The organism is Thalassotalea sp. PLHSN55 (assembly GCF_052030545.1).
Lineage (GTDB): Bacteria > Pseudomonadota > Gammaproteobacteria > Enterobacterales > Alteromonadaceae > CANMXU01.
The window spans coordinates 627003-644430 of sequence record NZ_JBPDIH010000001.1 but is presented as its reverse complement, the minus strand read 5'-3'; the positions used below and the strand labels follow the sequence as shown (position 1 = coordinate 644430).

The window sequence follows — 17428 nt, the reverse complement described above, 5'->3', positions numbered from 1 at the left end:
CTTATGTTTTACTCTGTGTTTCACTTTGACTGCGTAAGACAAAACCAAAGCCTGCTTCATTATCTATGGTTAATTTTGCCTGCACTTTTTTAAGTGAATTACGTAAATGATGAAGATGCACTTTCAAGCTATTGCTGTCAGGTTGTTCTTCGCCCCAAACTGCGTACATTAGCGCTTCTCGCGTTACCGCCTTGCCCGATTCTCGCATCAGTTTTTCAAGCAATTTATAGGTAATTGGCGTTAGCTTTACCGGCAATGCTTGATAACTAGCACTGCGCTGTTTAAGATCTAAACTTAGCGCTTCAAAGGTTAAATTTGCCACTTGACCACTTTTTCGTTTCGACAAGGCAATAACACGTACAACTAATTCTTCAATTTCAAAAGGTTTAACTAAATAGTCGTCAGTGCCCGCATCAAACCCTGCTACTTTATCGGTTAACGAGTCACGCGCAGTCAACATTAAAATCGGCGTATCATTGCTGTTTTCACGCACATGTTTGCAGACAGATAAACCATCTAAACGCGGTAGGTTTAAATCGAGCAAAATCACTTGATAGTTGTTTGCTTCAATCAAAGCTAAACCTTGCACGCCGTTAACGGCATGATCACAGTGAATATTTTCAAGCTCTAAATAATCGACAACGGTAGCGGCCAGATCGATATCGTCTTCAACTAACAATACACTAATGCTCATAAGCAACATTTTCCTCTGTGTTTGAGAAGAGTTTAGTTTTTATTTTGGCTAATATGTTTATCGCATCTTGTTGCATCATAAGCAACGCAGGAACAAGCAATAAGGTGATAAAAGTTGCAAATAAAATACCATAACCTAGCGATGCTGCGGCAGGAATAATAAACTGCGCTTGGGTCGAGGTTTCACTCAGCAGCGGCATTAACCCCGCATACGTAGTAATGGATGTTAACAATACAGCGCGTAATCGGCCTGTACAGGCGGTTAGTACCGCTTCTTTAATATCAATTTTTTGCTCTTTCAAACGGTTAAAGCGCGACACTAATAATAAGCTATCGTTAACCACTACCCCACTTAAAGCAACAATACCATTGAAAGATAAAATACTTAGTACCATGTCGTTTAAATAGTGTCCTAATATTGCACCAACCAAACCAAACGGTATTGCCATCATAATGATCACCGGCTGCACATAAGAGCGCAGTGGTATCGCCAATAAAATATAAATTGCGCCCATGGCCATGATAAATAAATAGCTCATTGAATTAGTTGTTTCTGCTTGCTCTTCTGCTTCACCAGCAAAGTGTATATTTAGATCGGGATAACGACTTTCTAACGATGGGATCAAGCTATTTTGTAATGTTTGCACTAACTCATTTGACGAGAGAATATCTTTATCAACCCGCGCACTCACATAAACCGCAGGTAAACCCGAAATACGGGTAATTTCATTTTGTTGATACTCAGAATAAATATTTGCCACCACCGATAATGGCACAACTTGGGAACTGCTTACGCGAATATTGGCATTATGAATGTCATTTGCGTTTTGACGTTGATCTTCTGGGTAGCGAATGCGCACTTTAACTTCATCTTTATCACGTTGGTAGCGCTGGACAATTTCACCGCCAAAGGCTTGTAATACTTGGCGAGATAAACTTTGCGTCGTTAGCCCTAATGCTAAGCCTTGTTCATTTAATTCAAAACGAAGTTGAGCTTGGCCCGAGTCAAAATTATCATCAATACCACTAACACCTTGAATTTGCGCAATTTCAGATTTAATTTCTTGGCCGGCTATACGAATAGATTCGGTATCCCATGCTTTTATTTCAACTTTGAAATTATCTCGACCACCAAAACCAGACATAATATCAAGTTTACGCACGCCTTCTGGCGTTTTAGCGGTTGTTTTCCAAATACGAACAAAATCATTTAACCCATAAGGCGAATTTTCATCGAGTTCGATAACCACAGAACCAGATAAGTCGCTCTCGGCAATCACTTCCACTGTATCTATCGCAGTACCCGGTTTACCATGTTTTTCCATCAATAGTTGATCGGCTTCTTTAGCTGCTCGCTCTAATACCATCAGGTTTTTGTTGGTTTGACCAAAGCTTGCATCATTTTGCATTAGCATATTGGCTTCAACCACACTGCCTGGAATATCAGGGAAAAATGCCACACGCACACTGCCATTAAGTGGCATGCCAATCACTAAAATAAACACCGAGATAAAAGCAAAGAAAACGCCATAACGGTAGTTAATGGCAACTTTTACCGCGGGTTGATAAATACGGTCGCTAAAGTACTGCAGGCCTGCATCGGCGCCATGTTGAATTCGCCCCCAAATATTGCGCCAGCCTTGCTTAGGTTTACGATGGGTATTTAAGTGCGCTAAATGCGAAGGTAAAATAAGTTTAGACTCAACAACAGATAAGATTAAACAAATCGTCACCACGACTGCAAACTGTGAATAAACCTGCCCCATACCACCTTCAACATTGGCTAAGGCGATAAAAGTTGCCACTGTAGTTAACACGCCAAATATAGTCGGAACAGCCACTTTTTTGGTGCCTTCAATGGTACTTTGCAGTGTATCACCCTGCTCTTTTCGTGTTGAATATATGCTTTCACCCACCACAACAGCGTCGTCAACCACAATCCCCAGTGCGAGAATAAAGCCAAACGTGGTCATTTCATTAATCGACATACCGGTAAAGCTGTCGGTCATAAAAAACAAGGTGCCGCAAAAAATAAACGGTAGACCCGCCGTCACCCAAATAGCCACTCGTAGATTTAAAAATAACGCTAAAACAATAAATACTAACGCGATCCCCGATAACGCATTTTTAACCAACAGCGCCAATCTATCGCGAATTAACGTGCCGCCATCATTCCACGCTTCAATAGCAACATTGTCAGGCAATAACGAACTCGTTTGCCATTGCTCAATCACCTGATTAGCTTGTTCAACTATGTTTAATACATCACCGTTTTCATCAACTGTCAGTTCAATACCAATACCCGGTTGGCCGTTGTAGCGCCCCACCACAAAGACATCATCGGCAAAACTGTCGTCTATTTTTGCCACATCGCCTAACAAAATATGGCTGCCATCAGCTAGCGTAACTAACGGAATATTGGCAAACTCTTTTTTACGATAAGCCTGCTCTGCCACTTTTAAACGCACTACTTTATCGGCATTACGTAAACTAGTAGATAACGCAACCGACGATTCATTATTAACAATGTCGGCAACATCAGAAAACGATAAATTATACGCTTGCAGCTTTTGCTCATCTAATTCGATAGACATCATAGGTTCAGCTTTACCTTTGATTTCAACATTAGAAATAGCGTTTTTTGCGAGTAAGTCGACTTTTAAGCGCTCGGCTAACGCTTGTAACGTAGTACGGTCAGTATCCCCATAAATTTTAACGGAATAAGCTTGGGTTAAGCGCGTAACTTGTTCAATGACAGGATTTTCTGCATCGGCAGGAAAATTAAAAATTGCGTCAACTTCTGCGGTAATATCACGCTGTAAAAGATCAAGGTCGTAGCTAGACTTGGCTTCAACTATGAGGTTACTGCCATTGGCATTTGACGTAGAGGTAATACGTTTAATACCTTGTACTGTCGCTAATGCTTCTTCAATTTTTATCGCAATGCCTTCTTCCGATAACTTGGCATCACCACTGTCGTAAACCATGGAAATACTAATTGAGTCAGTCGCCATTGCCGGAAAGGCTTCTTTTCGTAGCTGGTTAAACGACAATATGCCTAGAAACAAAATCGACAACATAAGTAAGTTTGCCGCAACGGAATTACCCGCAAACCATGCAATAACACCACCTTGGTTGGTTGAAGAGTTCATTATTGACGCTCCTCAACTACTGCTTCTACTTTCATTTTTGCTAGATAACTTGCCAATGGACGATTAACAATTGTTGCTACGCTCATCGGTTGTTCAGGTTGCACATAAACATCACTGCCTTGTGAAAAAACAACGGCTATTGCCAAGTGTTCAAGTACATTTTCTTGTGTTACTTGCCAAACGGTTTGATTGTCGATTAAAGCAGATGCCGGTAATTTCCATAAATTATCAAGGGATTGTCCACTTATAGTGGCTTTAACAAAAGTACCTGGATACAAAGGTTTTGATAAAGTGATTGGCTGCTCAACAGTTGAAATTAATGAGCGTTGTCGACTCGTGCCGTCAATATGTTGTTCAACACGGTCAATTTTCGCCTGCCATTGGTGTTGATTGGTTTCATCAACAATCGCAATGGTTAACGCCGATAATGTATTAATGTCGTTTTCAGGTAGCAGTTGCCATTGTTGCTGAGAAAGTGGCAAGGCAATTTCAAAAACAGCGGTATCGTATAGCTCGGCTAAGGTAACACCGGCTTGCACGTTACTGCCTAATTGCACTTGTCTTGTTACCACTAGCGCGTTAAACGGCGCCACTAATTGGGTTTGTTCTAGGTCGTATTGCGCTTTTTCAACATCGGTTTTTGCCATTGATAATGTTGCTTGAGCTGCTGCAAGTTGCGGTTTTCTCAGCACCAAATCTGAAGCTTGTTCATTGGCTAGACCTGATTGTTGCCACTCTTGTGCCGCTTGACGACTGTTTAATTCTTCTTGTGCTAACGCAAGTTTAGCGTCGGCTAAACTCGCTTGTGCGCTTGCCAGTGCTTGCTGATAAATAATAGGTTCAATTTTGGCGATCACTTCACCTTTTTCAAAGGTGTGACCCGATAAAAACTTAGGAGACAAATAGGTGATTTGCCCACTCACTTGCGCCGTTAAGTCTAACTGATGACGAGAAACAACTTCGCCATAACTCACAACGCTTGCTTGATGCGAAACAGGCGAAACTTGGCTAACCGACACTACAGGTAATTGCACTACCGCTTTTGGTGGCGGTGTTTTTTTCTGTTTGGTCGACATGGCGCCATTAATGCCAACAGCCAAAAAAATCATTAAAAATCCGGCTACTGTTACAATTAATGTTTTATTTATTTTTGCCATAATTAAGCTCCTAAGCCCAGTGCAAGACCTAAAGTAATGCGATTTGTTAAGTGTTGATACGTAAGCTCGGTTACTTGCGCTTGCAATGAAAAGGTTTGCTGCTGAACTTGTAACAGGTCAATTAAAGATACCGTTCCTTGACGATAACGTTCGGTGTACGTTGTTTCACTACGCCTTGCACTTTCAAGCGCTTGTTTTGTTAGCTTGATTTGTTCGACAAGCGCGTGCTCTAATGCCACAGCATTGTCGACTTCGTTAACAGCATTTAATAAGGTTTCTTGAAATTGCCAGTAGGTTTTTTCGGCGTTGAATTTGGCAATTTCTACTTCGCTGGTAAGCTTGCCTGCATTAAATAGCGGCGCAGATAATTGCCCCAGTAATTGCCAAGCACCACTACCAAACAATGCTTCGTGTAAATTTGCATCACTGTTTCCCACAGATGCAGTTAACGATAAATTCGGTAATAAGTTTTTGTAGGCAACTTTATGTTGGTATTCACTGGCAATAATTTCTTGATAAGCTTGTTGCAAGTCTGGACGAGTTGCTAAGTTTTGCTCGCTAACGTCAGTTAATGCCAATAAAACATCAGGAAAGTCGGTACGATAATTAAGTTGGTTTTCACTAAGTCCAGTCAGTAACGATAAGTTTCTTAACGCTTGTTGATATTGTGCTTGGTAATTGACCAAATTGGCTTGACTAGAACGGGTTGATGACTTTGCAGTATCAAGCTCACTTAATTCAATTAAGCCTTTACGATAACGGTCGATAATAACCTTTTCGTTGGTTTGATAAACAGCAACACGTAAGCGTTCTATTTCAATAAGTTGAGCCGATTGCACTAAGCCCAAATACGCTTGCATAACGTTGGCTGCTAATAAGTTTTTAACGTCTTGATATTGATACGCTGAGGCAATAGCGCTTGCATGCTGCGCGTTATTTGCATCACTTAACTGCTGCCAAATATCGAGTGTCCACACTACATCTAGGCTTGCTGAATAGTCACTGGCAGTATTTTCAACTTTGTTAGCGTTTACGCCCGCACTAACGCTTGGCCAGATTGCAGACGACGTAACGGTAACTTGCTGCTGCGCAATTTTTAAGGTCAATAAACTTTGTTGCAAACTCGGGTTATGCTCAAAGGCACTGGCAATAAGCTTTTCTGACTCTTCTAGCGCAAGTAACTGTGTTAAAGACAATGACGACTCATTAATCTTATTTTCAGTGTTGACTTGTTTATTAAGGGGATTACTTAGTTGTTGCTCTGCTTGTTGGCTATATGTTACATCGTTAAAAGACGCACAAGAGGCAAGCATACACACGCTAAAAGCAGAAGCTAACCTAATCGGCTTTTTCATCTTTAACCTCATCATTTTAATTATTGGCTAAAGCGTAAATGATCGGTGGTTAAGACACGGTTAAGACGTCGTTATTTAGGTAAAAAAAGTGAAAAATCCTCAACTCGCTACTTGTCACGTTGAGGATTCTTTAAATGAAAGTCACACAAATTATCGTGTGTTCAGCGCTGTTGACCTTCGCTAAAATAAGGCTTTAATACGTTCCATTTGCTGTTGAAAAAGCAAACTGTGTTGATGGCTAACCACGTCACTTTCAATGTTGCCAGCTAAAATTAAACGGCCAACTTCTTCTGCTTCAAAGTTAAGACCAATTGATTGTCGGTCATCTTGAAAATGCTCAACCAAATCATCCATTTCAAATAATGAACACTGATAGGCACGAAATGCGTCAGGAATAACAATATAACCTTTATCACCAATAATATGAGCGCTATTGCCTAATCGGCATTGAAATGAAGTGGCTAAACTCGACATTGCTTGACCACATTTTGCGGTAATCATTACGTCATCATCAACACCCGTTAGCGCCAGTTGTGCGCGTACTTGTAATTCGTCAAGATCCTGATTAAGAAAGAAGTGATTTATCGCAATTGGATAGATGCCCATATCTAACAAACAGCCACCGGCCAGTTCTGGATTATATGCACGCCCTTCAGGTTGATATGGCATAGGGTAACCAAAATCGACTTTAACATGTTTGATGTTACCAATGCGCCCTTGTTCAACCCACTGCTTGGCTTTTTGCATTGCCGGTAAAAAGTAAGTCCACATCGCTTCCATCAAAAAGACATTTTTTTCTTTTGCTAACACCGATAACTCCGCGCATTGCTTAGCAGAAATGGTGATCGGTTTTTCACATAACACATGTTTACCGGCTGATATTGCGTCAACGACATTTTGATAATGGAAATTATGCGGGGTTGCTACGTAAATAACGTCAATGGCAGGGTCGTCAAACATGGCTTGATAGCCTTGATAGGCTTTTTCAACATGATATTTTTCTGCAAAAGCCTGCGCATCAGCAAGGTTTCTTGCCGCCACCCCATAAGCAATTCCGTTAGTCGTGTATTGTAAGTCTTGACAAAACTGTTCAGCAATTCGACCTGCGCTGACAATTCCCCAGTTTAGTTTTTTGTTCACAAATTATTCCTATACCTTGTTATATAACGACTGTGCCATTATTCACTAGTCAACCAATCGGCAACACTTGTTAAAGATTTTTGCAGCATGTTCATCGGCTGAATAATAAACTCAGCAAACCGTATTTCTTTGGGTTCTTGATTGGCTTGCAGCGCTGAATTTAGCGCTTCTAAATGCACTAGCCCTAAATCTAGTTGGTGTTCATTTGGCTGATATGTTGTGCCGATCGGGTAAATAATACCTGGCTTGTTAGACATTTCAATATGAGCGCCCATAATCGCACTGATTGGGTTATTTTTTGAAAATTCGCTAATGCGTTTAATGCTATTACGATAAGCTTGCCAATCTTTAACATATATCAGCCCAGGATATAGGCTATCACCAGTCATTAACCATTTTGTCTGGTCGTCGTACAGCGTGATGGCTTGTGCTTGATGCCCAGGAGTCGCAATAACCGTTATTGTTCGATGCCCCAACTCAATGGTTTTTTGCTCATTTGGCCAGTCTTGGTAATTAAAATACTGGCCGATTGCTTTTGCCGTAGGAGCAATAATTTGAACATTCTTTTTATCTTTAAATGCAAGATCGCCTTTATAATGATCGCTGTGACGATGAGAATGAATGACCACTAATGATTTAGTGGCTAATTGATTTTCGCCGAGTGTATTTTGCAATGTCTGATATAAAGAAAACTGATGAATATCATCAAGTGCGCCGGTATCAAGCACTAATATTTTTTCTTTACCAACAAATACATATATAAAGGGTGCTTCAAATGTTGCGCATTTGTTTTGTCTAAAAATATAAGTATTTTCATTATGTTGGTAGGTTTCAATAATAGGCTCTCTATTATTGTCACAATTTTCGCTGCCATGAGACCAATGGGATTTTGTTATGACGCTTTGCTGTTTATCGACAATAGGTGCAGATACCTGACTTGCCTTAACCTGTGTTTGTGAACTACAACTAACCGTTAATAAACCAGCAAGCAGTGTAATTAAAAACTTCATATTTATTCCTATTATTTAACGGTGCGCTTTAACATAAATTTCAGTCTACCTAATCACACTCAGTAATTGATAGCTAATGTGGCTAAAGAGTTGTTACACGATATGTTGCCTACAGGTAACTTAGCTTTAAGTTAATTGATAGCTAAGTTAATTGATAGCTAAGCGAATTGATTAAGCTACTCGCTTAGTTCAACACGCCAAGGAGGGTTAAGTCGATTTTCACCAGCCCAGTACAATTTAATTTTATTGCCTGACGGGTCAAATAATACCGCTTCTCGCCACAAATAGCGTTGTTCTGTGGGTAGCTGAGTAAATTCGATGCCTTTACCTTGTAGGCGCTCGACCCAAGCATCTAATGCTTGATGTTCAAAATAAATCACCGCGCCATTATCTATTGGCGCAGGCTCTAACGCCAATGAAAACGTAGCGTTGCCTTCTGGGCATTCAAAACGCGCATAGTGCTCGGTATCAACAATTTGGGTAAAACCTAAGGTGCGATAAAACTGGCAGGCTTTGTTCATATCGATAACAGGTAAAGTTACTTGGTTTAAATTCAATGGTATTACTCGCTTAGTTGCACGACATGCGGATGTTTTGTTGACGAATATTCGTGATAAATATCGTCAAGATAAGTGGCTAATTCACTACTTTTCAAATCATCAGGGATAACAACATCATAAATACGGCTGCGCATTCCTGTGTCAGACTCTTGATATAACAGCCACTGCTGCTCTGTTTTTATCACTGACATTATTTTGCCAAAAACATTAAATTTTATGATCACCAATTCGTCCTTAACAAATGAATAACAAGCACTTAGAAAAGCATAATTAAAGTGGTTGAGTCAACAAAAAAGCCTCACTGTTTACACAATGAGGCTTTACGATTTTTCCTAATTTTAACTTGTTCGGTAGTTACTTAGTTCGGCTCAGCATATATTCTGCTGCCGCCAAACGAGTTTTCTCGTCCAAGTAATTTTGTGGTGGCATTTCTGGGTAGTCTTCACGCTTTTTAGTTGGGCTATTAATATAGTCAGCAATACCTTGCGGATTATCCATATAAAGTGCCTGAATAATTTGCACTGGTGGCCCTATCATGCGCCCAGTATACGTATGACAGCCAGCACATACGCCGTTATAAACAACTTTGCCGCGCTCAGACGGGTCAATAACGCGCGGCGGCACAGGCTCGTCAAGCAAATAGGTATCAATTGACGCAGTATTGGTAAAGCTACATTCTTGCCATTTATTAACACCAACACTGACATAACGATGACGATTAATTATACAACTGTCTTTTGAATTACCGACACGAATAATATCAGGCTCGCCTTGTTTAAACTCGGTCAGCATTAAGGCTTTAATTTCATCAATGGTATCGTAGCCATTGTTATGCATTAAGTTATTTAAGATTTTAACACCATCTGGTGAAGGGTCTGACTCTGGGTCAATAGTCACATTTGGCGCATTTTGATGGTCGGTGATCAATATGCCTGCGGTTTTATTTCCGGTAATAATATTGTCTTCAACCACCACATCATCCGCCGCCATAATCAGTATACCAGTACCGGCTGGAATGCCGCCGACAGTCGAGCCAGGCGCACCGAAGTTTTTATGATTATTGTTATAAATGAAGTTATTACGAATAATGACATCATAAGTGGTTTTAATCGGTAGGCCTGGAGTAATAAAGGCCAAAATACCGCCGGTATTGTTGTAAACATTGTTATTTTCAACAATCGCGTGGCGCGAATTTTCAATTTCAATACCTGCAACATTAGCAAAAACATCGTTGTACGCTACGTGAATATTGTCGCTCATACCAACATATATGGCGGCATCTTCAATGCCCGAAATAACGTTGTATTCAACAATGCCGTTTTTACCTAATTGCGGAAAAATGCCGTAAACGCCGGTATCAACAATAATGTTATTACGAATTTCAAAATTATTGCCCGCCTGCCCCATTACGCCATTACCTTTATATTTGGTAATGACAAAATTTTCGACAACAAAGTTATTACCTGAATACAAAAATGCGTCGTTAAGTACGCCTTTACCGTCAAGAGTCGCGCGTTTACCTTCTTGAATAACACCAATTATGCGAATGTCATCTTTATCAACATATACGGTTTCATGGTAAGTGCCCGGCATCACTTGAATAGTATCGCCAGGTTTCGCCGATTGCACCGCCGCCATAATGGTATCCCCATCATTAACAACATGTACTGTACCTGCAACTTTTCGTTCAATCACTGCACTTTTTTTGGCGCCTTTGTTTAAGTTTTTATCCGCAGACTTATCGTAACCACCGCCATAACTAGCACCACTTGAGCTATTGGTGATAACCGGTGCGCCATTTTGACTACTTCCAAAATACGTGCCGCCAGCAAATGCTGCCACCACCAAAACTACCCCAACTATTTTTCCTGAACTCATACTATTCCCCGCTATGCATGTTTACGTTATTGTTATTTTGATTATCTTGCTGTGTCGTTAATGCTTGTTGTTTTGCTGTTTGTTGTTTTACTGCCTGAAACTTACTATCGATTACAGGCAAACCAGACGGTACACTCGTAGGAACTTGCGGTGTTAAACTTTCATCAGTTAATGTACCGAGAAATTCAACAATTAAATCTAACTCATGGTCGGTTAAATCAGGCTCTGAAATATGCCAGTGGATCAGCATTTCTTCCCCTTCTGGAATGGCATTGCCACGACCGTCGTTATAAAATTTCACTGCATCGCGTAAATTATCGTAACGACCAGAATGCATATAAGGCGCTGATTTTGTAATATTTCTTAACGTTGGCACTTTAAAGCCGCCACGCAACTTAGGCGCGTTATAGGTTTTTTCTGCGCCAATATCTAAGGCTCTACCTTCTGGCTCAGGTGCACCAATAACGGCGATTTCATTATTGGTAAATAATGGCGGTTGATGACATTCTGCGCACCTAGCGACAAACGAGCGAAAGACATTCAAACCTTTAATTTCATTTTCAGTTAAAGCTCCATGGTAACCGTGGGCATAACGATCGTAACGACTATTAAGTGAAATAAGTGATGCTTGAAAAGCAGTAAGTGCCGTATACACTTGCGATAATTCAATTGTGTTTTGCTCAGGAAATGCCTGTGCAAATAAAGCAAGGTAGGTTTTATTCGCTGACAATGTTGCTAATAATTGCGCCGGTGTATTGCCCATTTCAAGTGGATCAAATAATGGCCCTTGGGCTTGTTCTTCTAAATTATTTGCCCGTGCGTCCCAAAAAAATTTATCAACAAAGGCAACATTCCACAGCGTTGGTGCAGAGCGAGCCACTTTTTCACCGGTGATACCGATACTACGGTCAAGATCATCACTAAAACCTTTGTCTGGCTGATGACAACTGGCACATGAAATTGAGCCATCTTTTGACAATAACGGGTCAAAAAATAAATAACGGCCTAAGTCTATTTGCGCAGGAGTAAAGCCATCTCGATGTGGTGGCAAATTGGTTTGTGTTCCACCTAGCCCTTTATTTTGTACCGAACTATAAAATTGATATTGGGTTAACAGCCGGCATACGCCCTGCTCGGTAAGCTCAAAACTTGGTGGGCAGCGCTCAGACAACAGATAACTTTTGCTGATGTTTGTATTCTCATTACTATGAGTAAAACCTACTGAGCTGATAGCGGTAAGAATCAATAAGATGAAATTTTTCATGATGTCATCACCTGCCATTACTGCTGAGCAATAAAGTGCAAAATATCGTCAAGCTCTTTGCCTGAGGTCGTTTTGGCCATCATCGCCATTTGACGACCTAATTTGTCTGTCGCTACATTGCCGCGTATGCCAGTTGAGAAGTTTTTCATTTGGCTTTGCAAATACACAATACTTTGCCCAGAGAGCTTAGGCGCATTAAGCGATAAATTACCTTGCGCTTGACCGCCATGACATGCACCACATTTACCTTGGTAATAGCGACTACCATTTTTTAAATCACCCTCGGTGTTATTGATAATTTTTACCGAAGGTAGCGCCGCTAAATATTGAGATAACTCAGCAATATCTTCAGCAGTTAACTGCTTGCTTATTGCGACCATTTGTTTACCTAAAACATCTTGCTGATGACTGCCACGCAGTCCAGATGAAAAATTAGTGAGCTGTCTTGATAAATAGCTTTGTGATTGCCCTGCTAATGCCGGTGACTTTAACTCGGCATTACCTTGAGCTTCTTCACCATGACAAGCAACGCACTGAGCATAAGATTTAGGGGCTTGGTTAGCGTAACTATTTACACTTATTAAACATGCCATGATAACAGCACAGTTAACGGTAAGTTGTTTTAGGGTTGTGTTACTCAGCACACAATTTATACAGGTATTAATAAAAGATGGACGCAAATTAAAGTTCAAAGCAACTGCAAGGTTCATAAATTAACTTCACTTATTATTAGTTGCTTTCAACTATAAAGTGAGCAAAGCTAAATTGCTGACGAATTCCAAAAAAAAGCTGACGAATATTAGAAAAAAGCTGACGAATTACATTGTCTAACCACGTTTAATAAAAAAGTGTTATCTATAAATAATCAATAACTTAGCTAAACAAAAAACAAGATTTTGAATTATTAACCACCTTAAAAGCCATAATTGGCGTGTGCAAAAAATCACAAAATCATGCGATAAACGTTTCTGGCAGTTAGGTTATTAAAATCGATTTTCGCAGGCAAAATAGCCGTTAAAAAATAAACTTTCACCGGTAAATAAAAGATGATTTTTGCTCAAACTGCGATTAACCCACCAACATAATCGGTCAGTTACCATGACTTATTTTCAATAAGCGGTCATGATAGACAATAGCAATGTTATGCAAGATAACGATAATAAATAAGCGACGAGAAAGTTTATGAAAAAAATACTATTCACCCTTGCGGTTGGTTTGATCAGCAGTAATGCATTTGCCAAATCGCAAGCACTAGAAGATTTAATTCAACAAGAGTGGCAATACAATTTAGCCAAACAGCCACTAACAGCCACTAATCACGGCGTTAAAACCTACAATGATCGACTGGCTGATGTTTCGCCCGCAAGCTTAGCTAAAAAACACCAACAATATCTGGAGTTTTTAGCACGGCTAAAACAAATACCCCGCAATAATTTTACCGAGCAAGAACAAATAAATTATCAATTAATGAAGTGGCAACTCGAAGGGGAAATTAAAGACTATGAATTAAAATCGTACCGTGTGCCCTTTAATACCTTCTGGAGTTTTTATACTGCGGTAAGCAGCACTATGCCAAGTACGCCAATGCGTACTACCAAAGATTATCAAGACTACATTAAACGATTAGCAGATATTCCTCGTTATTTTTCACAGCATATTGCCAACATGGAGCAAGGCATTAACGACAATTTCATGCTACCTAAAATAGTGCTCGAAGGCATTATTCCTACGGTAGAAAGTCAAGTTTACAACTCAGCAAAAGACAATGCGTTATTTAAGCCGTTTAACAGCTTTCCAAAAACCATTGAAAAAAGTCAGCAACAACAGTTAACAGCACAAGCAATAGCGGTAATCGAAAACAAAGTTCACCCGGCTTATCAAAAACTTGCTGACTTTTTTAAACATCAATATCTACCAAAAGCGCCATCTAAAATTGGTGCTTATCATATGAATAACGGTAAAGCCTATTACGCACAACAAATTCGAAATTATGTCACCGTAACTGACTTAAGCGCTGAGCAAATACATCAAATAGGCTTAGATGAAGTTGCTCGTATTCGCGCAGAAATGATGGCGCTGATCAAAAAAGAAAAATTTGACGGAAGTTTTAACGACTTTGTCCAGTTTTTACGTACCGATAAGCAATTTTATGCAACCAGCAAGCGTGACTTGTTAAAAGAAGCTTCTTATATTGCCAAACGCATTGACCATAAAATGCCGGGCTACTTTAAAACCTTACCACGCCTACCTTACGGCGTAGTACCTGTACCCGATAGCATAGCCCCCAACTACACCACCGCCGCTTACTGGAATGCCATTAAAGGTGGCGATACCGGTGGCAGCTATATGTTAAATACCTATGGCTTAGATCAGCGTCCTTTATATGAATTAACCGCACTAACCTTGCATGAAGCGGTGCCGGGGCATCATCATCAAAGTGCAATTTCATCGGAATTGGAAAACGTACCAGAATTTCGTAAGTCGTTATATTTTAGTGCCTTTGGCGAAGGTTGGGCGTTATATACCGAAAAACTCGGTGTTGAAATGGGCTTGTATGAAACCGCCTACGACGACTTTGGCCGTTTAAGTTATGAAATGTGGCGTGCTAGTCGCTTGGTTTTAGATACGGGTATTCATGCCATGGGCTGGGAACGCCAACAAGCACTAGACTTTCTCGCAGACAATACGTCTTTATCACTCGCTAACGTGCGTGCAGAAGTTGACCGTTATATCTCATGGCCGGGGCAAGCACTGAGTTACAAACTCGGTGAAATTAAAATTTGGCAATTACGTCACAAAGCTGAAAACGCTTTAGGCGAAAAGTTTGATATTAGAGAATTTCACGACGTTATTTTAAAAAACGGTGCTCTTCCTTTAGTCATGCTTGAACAATTGGTGAATGATTATATTCAAACAACCTTAACTGCCGTTTAGGAATAAATGCCTTTAACTCGACGTAAATAATGTCTGATATTTCGCCTTGTGTTTTAACTGATCAAACGCTTGGCGAAATTCAGCAACGACAGCGCTATCTGTTGATAAACTAAAAGCAATCGCCAACTCGCCATTTTCACTGGGCAGTGCATAAGTATGACGTAATTTATCAAAATTAAACCCTAAGCTTTTCACTCTGTCTTGTAACAGCTGTCGCGAGCTCAATAACAAATCAACACGACCACTCATTAACATTTTCACTGCTTGTTCACGAGAATTGACCACATACAAGTTTTGATTATGCTTAAAACCATTTTTACTTAAATAACTGTAAGTATTGTCATCTCGAGGCACAACAACTGAATATTGCTTAGCTTGCGCGAGTGAACTGACATTTAGCTGATTATTCGCTTTTAACGACCAAAAGCTGTCTTTGACTGTACCGAAACCGCCAACCCACTGAAATAAGTGCTCACGCTCTGGTGAACGAGTAATTGAAAAGATAAGAACATTAGGCTGGTGACGAGCCATTTTATACGCGCGCGCCCAAGGATAGACTTCGATCGCACTATTACTTTGTGTTTCTTTAAGTAGTTCGCTGACAAAGTCGACCGCTAATCCCGATAAAGGCTGCCCTTGATTGGCGATTTGATACGGTGGAAAATGTTCGGTAACAACGGTAATAGGTGTGTTTTTTGAAAATGCATTTGTACAAACAAATAGCACTAAAACAATATTAAATTTGATAAACGACATAAAACAGCTTTTTAAATACGGCATTAAAAGTAAAAAACGGTCACATTATATACAAACTTGGTGGCACTCCCAAACAAATTTACGCTTTATTTTTACACAAAAGCTTTTCACTATAAAAATCAAACTTTAAGACATTCATCGTAAAGCTGCGATGATAAAAAAAGCACCTTAAAAAGGTGCTTTGATAAAGTCAGGTATTCAAATTAGCGTTTGCGGCTATTCACCCACCTGCGCCAACTTAGCATCACACCGGTATAAACCAATAGACACGCCAATAACGAGGCAAGGCCTGCAACCGTTTGGCCAACTAAACCAAACACCTCACCTGTATGTAAAAAGCGAATATAACTTCTAATTTTTCGATAACTTGATAACTGCTCAAAGTCTTGTTGTTCAACAATTGCTGACGTGATCTTATCTACCGATACCGAAAATCGTTTATGCGGCTCGCCGCCATTGCCCATATCAAGGGTAAATATTTGCGTTCTCGTATCAGCGACAGGATATTGATACGACATGGTTTGCCACAAAGGAAAGCGTTGTTGCAACATAGATAGGTGTTGATCGGTACTTTTTACTTTAACTTGGCTCTGCAATTTAACCGGCTGACCTAATGACTGCTCTGGCGTGGTTGCGTATTGCTTTAGTAATTCACCCGGCCATTTGTACGAAAAGAATACGGCGGTTACGGCAAGCACAATTAAAATTGGCGCCATGTAAAAGCCAAAGACATTATGCCATTGGTAGTTTCGCGCTTGCTTATTGTTATGTGACTTGCTTAGTTTTAACTGTTTTTTAAAGGCACGTTTATTAAAACGGTTAGGTAACCACAAGTACAAGCCCGACAAGGCTAAGATAACAAAGGTGATATTTGCAATACCGTTAATGGTTCGCCCTGTTTGACTAAAACTGCCATCTAACGTTAACCAACGATGAAATGCACGTAGCTTTTTCATAAAGGCTTTAGTTTCTTGACCCGGCATATCCATTTCAACACCCGTATAAGGGTTTAAGTAAGCCAAGGTTTTTCGGCCTTGTTTAACCAATACTGGCGCACCATCACCTTTAGTAATAACGATATTGACCGGTTTTTTATCGACTAATGTCGAAAACTTTTGCGCAAGCTGTGTATGAGTTAAAGCCGTTTGCACCGAACTGGCCGGCCTTGCATAGTCAGCCCTTTCGGCTGATTGAATAATTTGACGCTCATAAGTAAGCGCTACACCGGTAACAGACATAAGGAAAATAAAAATAGCGGCACTGCAACCTGCGATTAAGTGCGCCCAAAACAATATTTTTCTAAAATTCATAAATCTACTTATTTAAACACGATAAAAATACCACCTTAAAAATACGAAACAACAAAGTACTAATTAGGTAGATTACAACAATAACGTCACTAACCCGATATCTGAGCAGAGTATATTCGATAAACCTAAGTAAGTTAATGTAAATAGTTCTTATTTACAAAAGAGATACAAGCGAGTTACAGCTTTTCTTGAGGAGCTATTGATAGTTAAAATTTACAG

The 17428-nt window shown here is 40.1% G+C and carries 14 protein-coding genes; 1 reads left to right on the top strand and 13 read right to left on the bottom strand.

The features are described from left to right. Position 1: 1 nt before the first annotated feature. The 11 genes from ACRRSQ_RS02855 to ACRRSQ_RS02805 form a co-directional block, all read right to left on the bottom strand. Positions 2 to 694: a response regulator transcription factor gene (locus tag ACRRSQ_RS02855; protein ID WP_440874180.1), complete on the bottom strand. Its 693-nt coding sequence runs from the start codon at positions 692 to 694 to the stop codon at positions 2 to 4. Continuing rightward, positions 684 to 3845: an efflux RND transporter permease subunit gene (locus ACRRSQ_RS02850; protein WP_440874179.1), complete on the bottom strand. Its 3162-nt coding sequence runs from the start codon at positions 3843 to 3845 to the stop codon at positions 684 to 686. Before ACRRSQ_RS02850 ends, ACRRSQ_RS02855 begins: the two co-directional genes overlap by 11 nt. Beyond that, entirely contained in the window at positions 3845 to 5002 is a 1158-nt protein-coding gene (locus ACRRSQ_RS02845; protein WP_440874178.1) for an efflux RND transporter periplasmic adaptor subunit, read from the bottom strand. Before ACRRSQ_RS02845 ends, ACRRSQ_RS02850 begins: the two co-directional genes overlap by 1 nt. A 2-nt stretch (positions 5003 to 5004) precedes the next feature. Beyond that, on the bottom strand, positions 5005 to 6357 hold the full coding sequence (locus tag ACRRSQ_RS02840; protein WP_440874177.1) for a TolC family protein: 1353 nt from the start codon (positions 6355 to 6357) through the stop codon (positions 5005 to 5007). 180 nt (positions 6358 to 6537) lie between these two features. After that, positions 6538 to 7497, bottom strand: coding sequence for a Gfo/Idh/MocA family protein (locus ACRRSQ_RS02835; RefSeq protein WP_440874176.1), 960 nt, complete (start codon positions 7495 to 7497; stop codon positions 6538 to 6540). A 38-nt stretch (positions 7498 to 7535) separates the two neighbouring features. Then, entirely contained in the window at positions 7536 to 8507 is a 972-nt protein-coding gene (locus ACRRSQ_RS02830; protein WP_440874175.1) for an MBL fold metallo-hydrolase, read from the bottom strand. A gap of 176 nt (positions 8508 to 8683) precedes the next feature. Beyond that, the gene (locus ACRRSQ_RS02825) at positions 8684 to 9064 is read right to left on the bottom strand and encodes a VOC family protein (RefSeq protein ID WP_440874174.1); all 381 of its coding nucleotides are present in this window, start codon (positions 9062 to 9064) and stop codon (positions 8684 to 8686) included. 5 nt (positions 9065 to 9069) lie between these two features. Beyond that, on the bottom strand, positions 9070 to 9291 hold the full coding sequence (locus ACRRSQ_RS02820) for a DUF7661 family protein (RefSeq protein ID WP_440874173.1): 222 nt from the start codon (positions 9289 to 9291) through the stop codon (positions 9070 to 9072). A 130-nt stretch (positions 9292 to 9421) separates the two neighbouring features. After that, positions 9422 to 10945, bottom strand: a complete 1524-nt coding sequence (locus ACRRSQ_RS02815) for a parallel beta-helix domain-containing protein (RefSeq protein WP_440874172.1) — start codon at positions 10943 to 10945, stop codon at positions 9422 to 9424. A gap of 1 nt (position 10946) precedes the next feature. After that, positions 10947 to 12209: a cytochrome-c peroxidase gene (locus ACRRSQ_RS02810; RefSeq protein WP_440874171.1), complete on the bottom strand. Its 1263-nt coding sequence runs from the start codon at positions 12207 to 12209 to the stop codon at positions 10947 to 10949. Between the two features lie 17 nt (positions 12210 to 12226). After that, positions 12227 to 12802, bottom strand: coding sequence for a c-type cytochrome (locus ACRRSQ_RS02805; RefSeq protein WP_440874170.1), 576 nt, complete (start codon positions 12800 to 12802; stop codon positions 12227 to 12229). 589 nt (positions 12803 to 13391) lie between these two features. Here ACRRSQ_RS02805 and ACRRSQ_RS02800 point away from each other — a divergent pair. Continuing rightward, the gene (locus ACRRSQ_RS02800) at positions 13392 to 15143 is read left to right on the top strand and encodes a DUF885 domain-containing protein (RefSeq protein WP_440874169.1); all 1752 of its coding nucleotides are present in this window, start codon (positions 13392 to 13394) and stop codon (positions 15141 to 15143) included. 12 nt (positions 15144 to 15155) lie between these two features. Here the strand turns inward: ACRRSQ_RS02800 and ACRRSQ_RS02795 are convergent, their stop codons facing one another. After that, positions 15156 to 15899: a substrate-binding periplasmic protein gene (locus ACRRSQ_RS02795; protein WP_440874168.1), complete on the bottom strand. Its 744-nt coding sequence runs from the start codon at positions 15897 to 15899 to the stop codon at positions 15156 to 15158. 203 nt (positions 15900 to 16102) lie between these two features. Then, positions 16103 to 17209, bottom strand: coding sequence for a PepSY-associated TM helix domain-containing protein (locus tag ACRRSQ_RS02790; protein ID WP_440874167.1), 1107 nt, complete (start codon positions 17207 to 17209; stop codon positions 16103 to 16105). Positions 17210 to 17428: the final 219 nt, after the last annotated feature.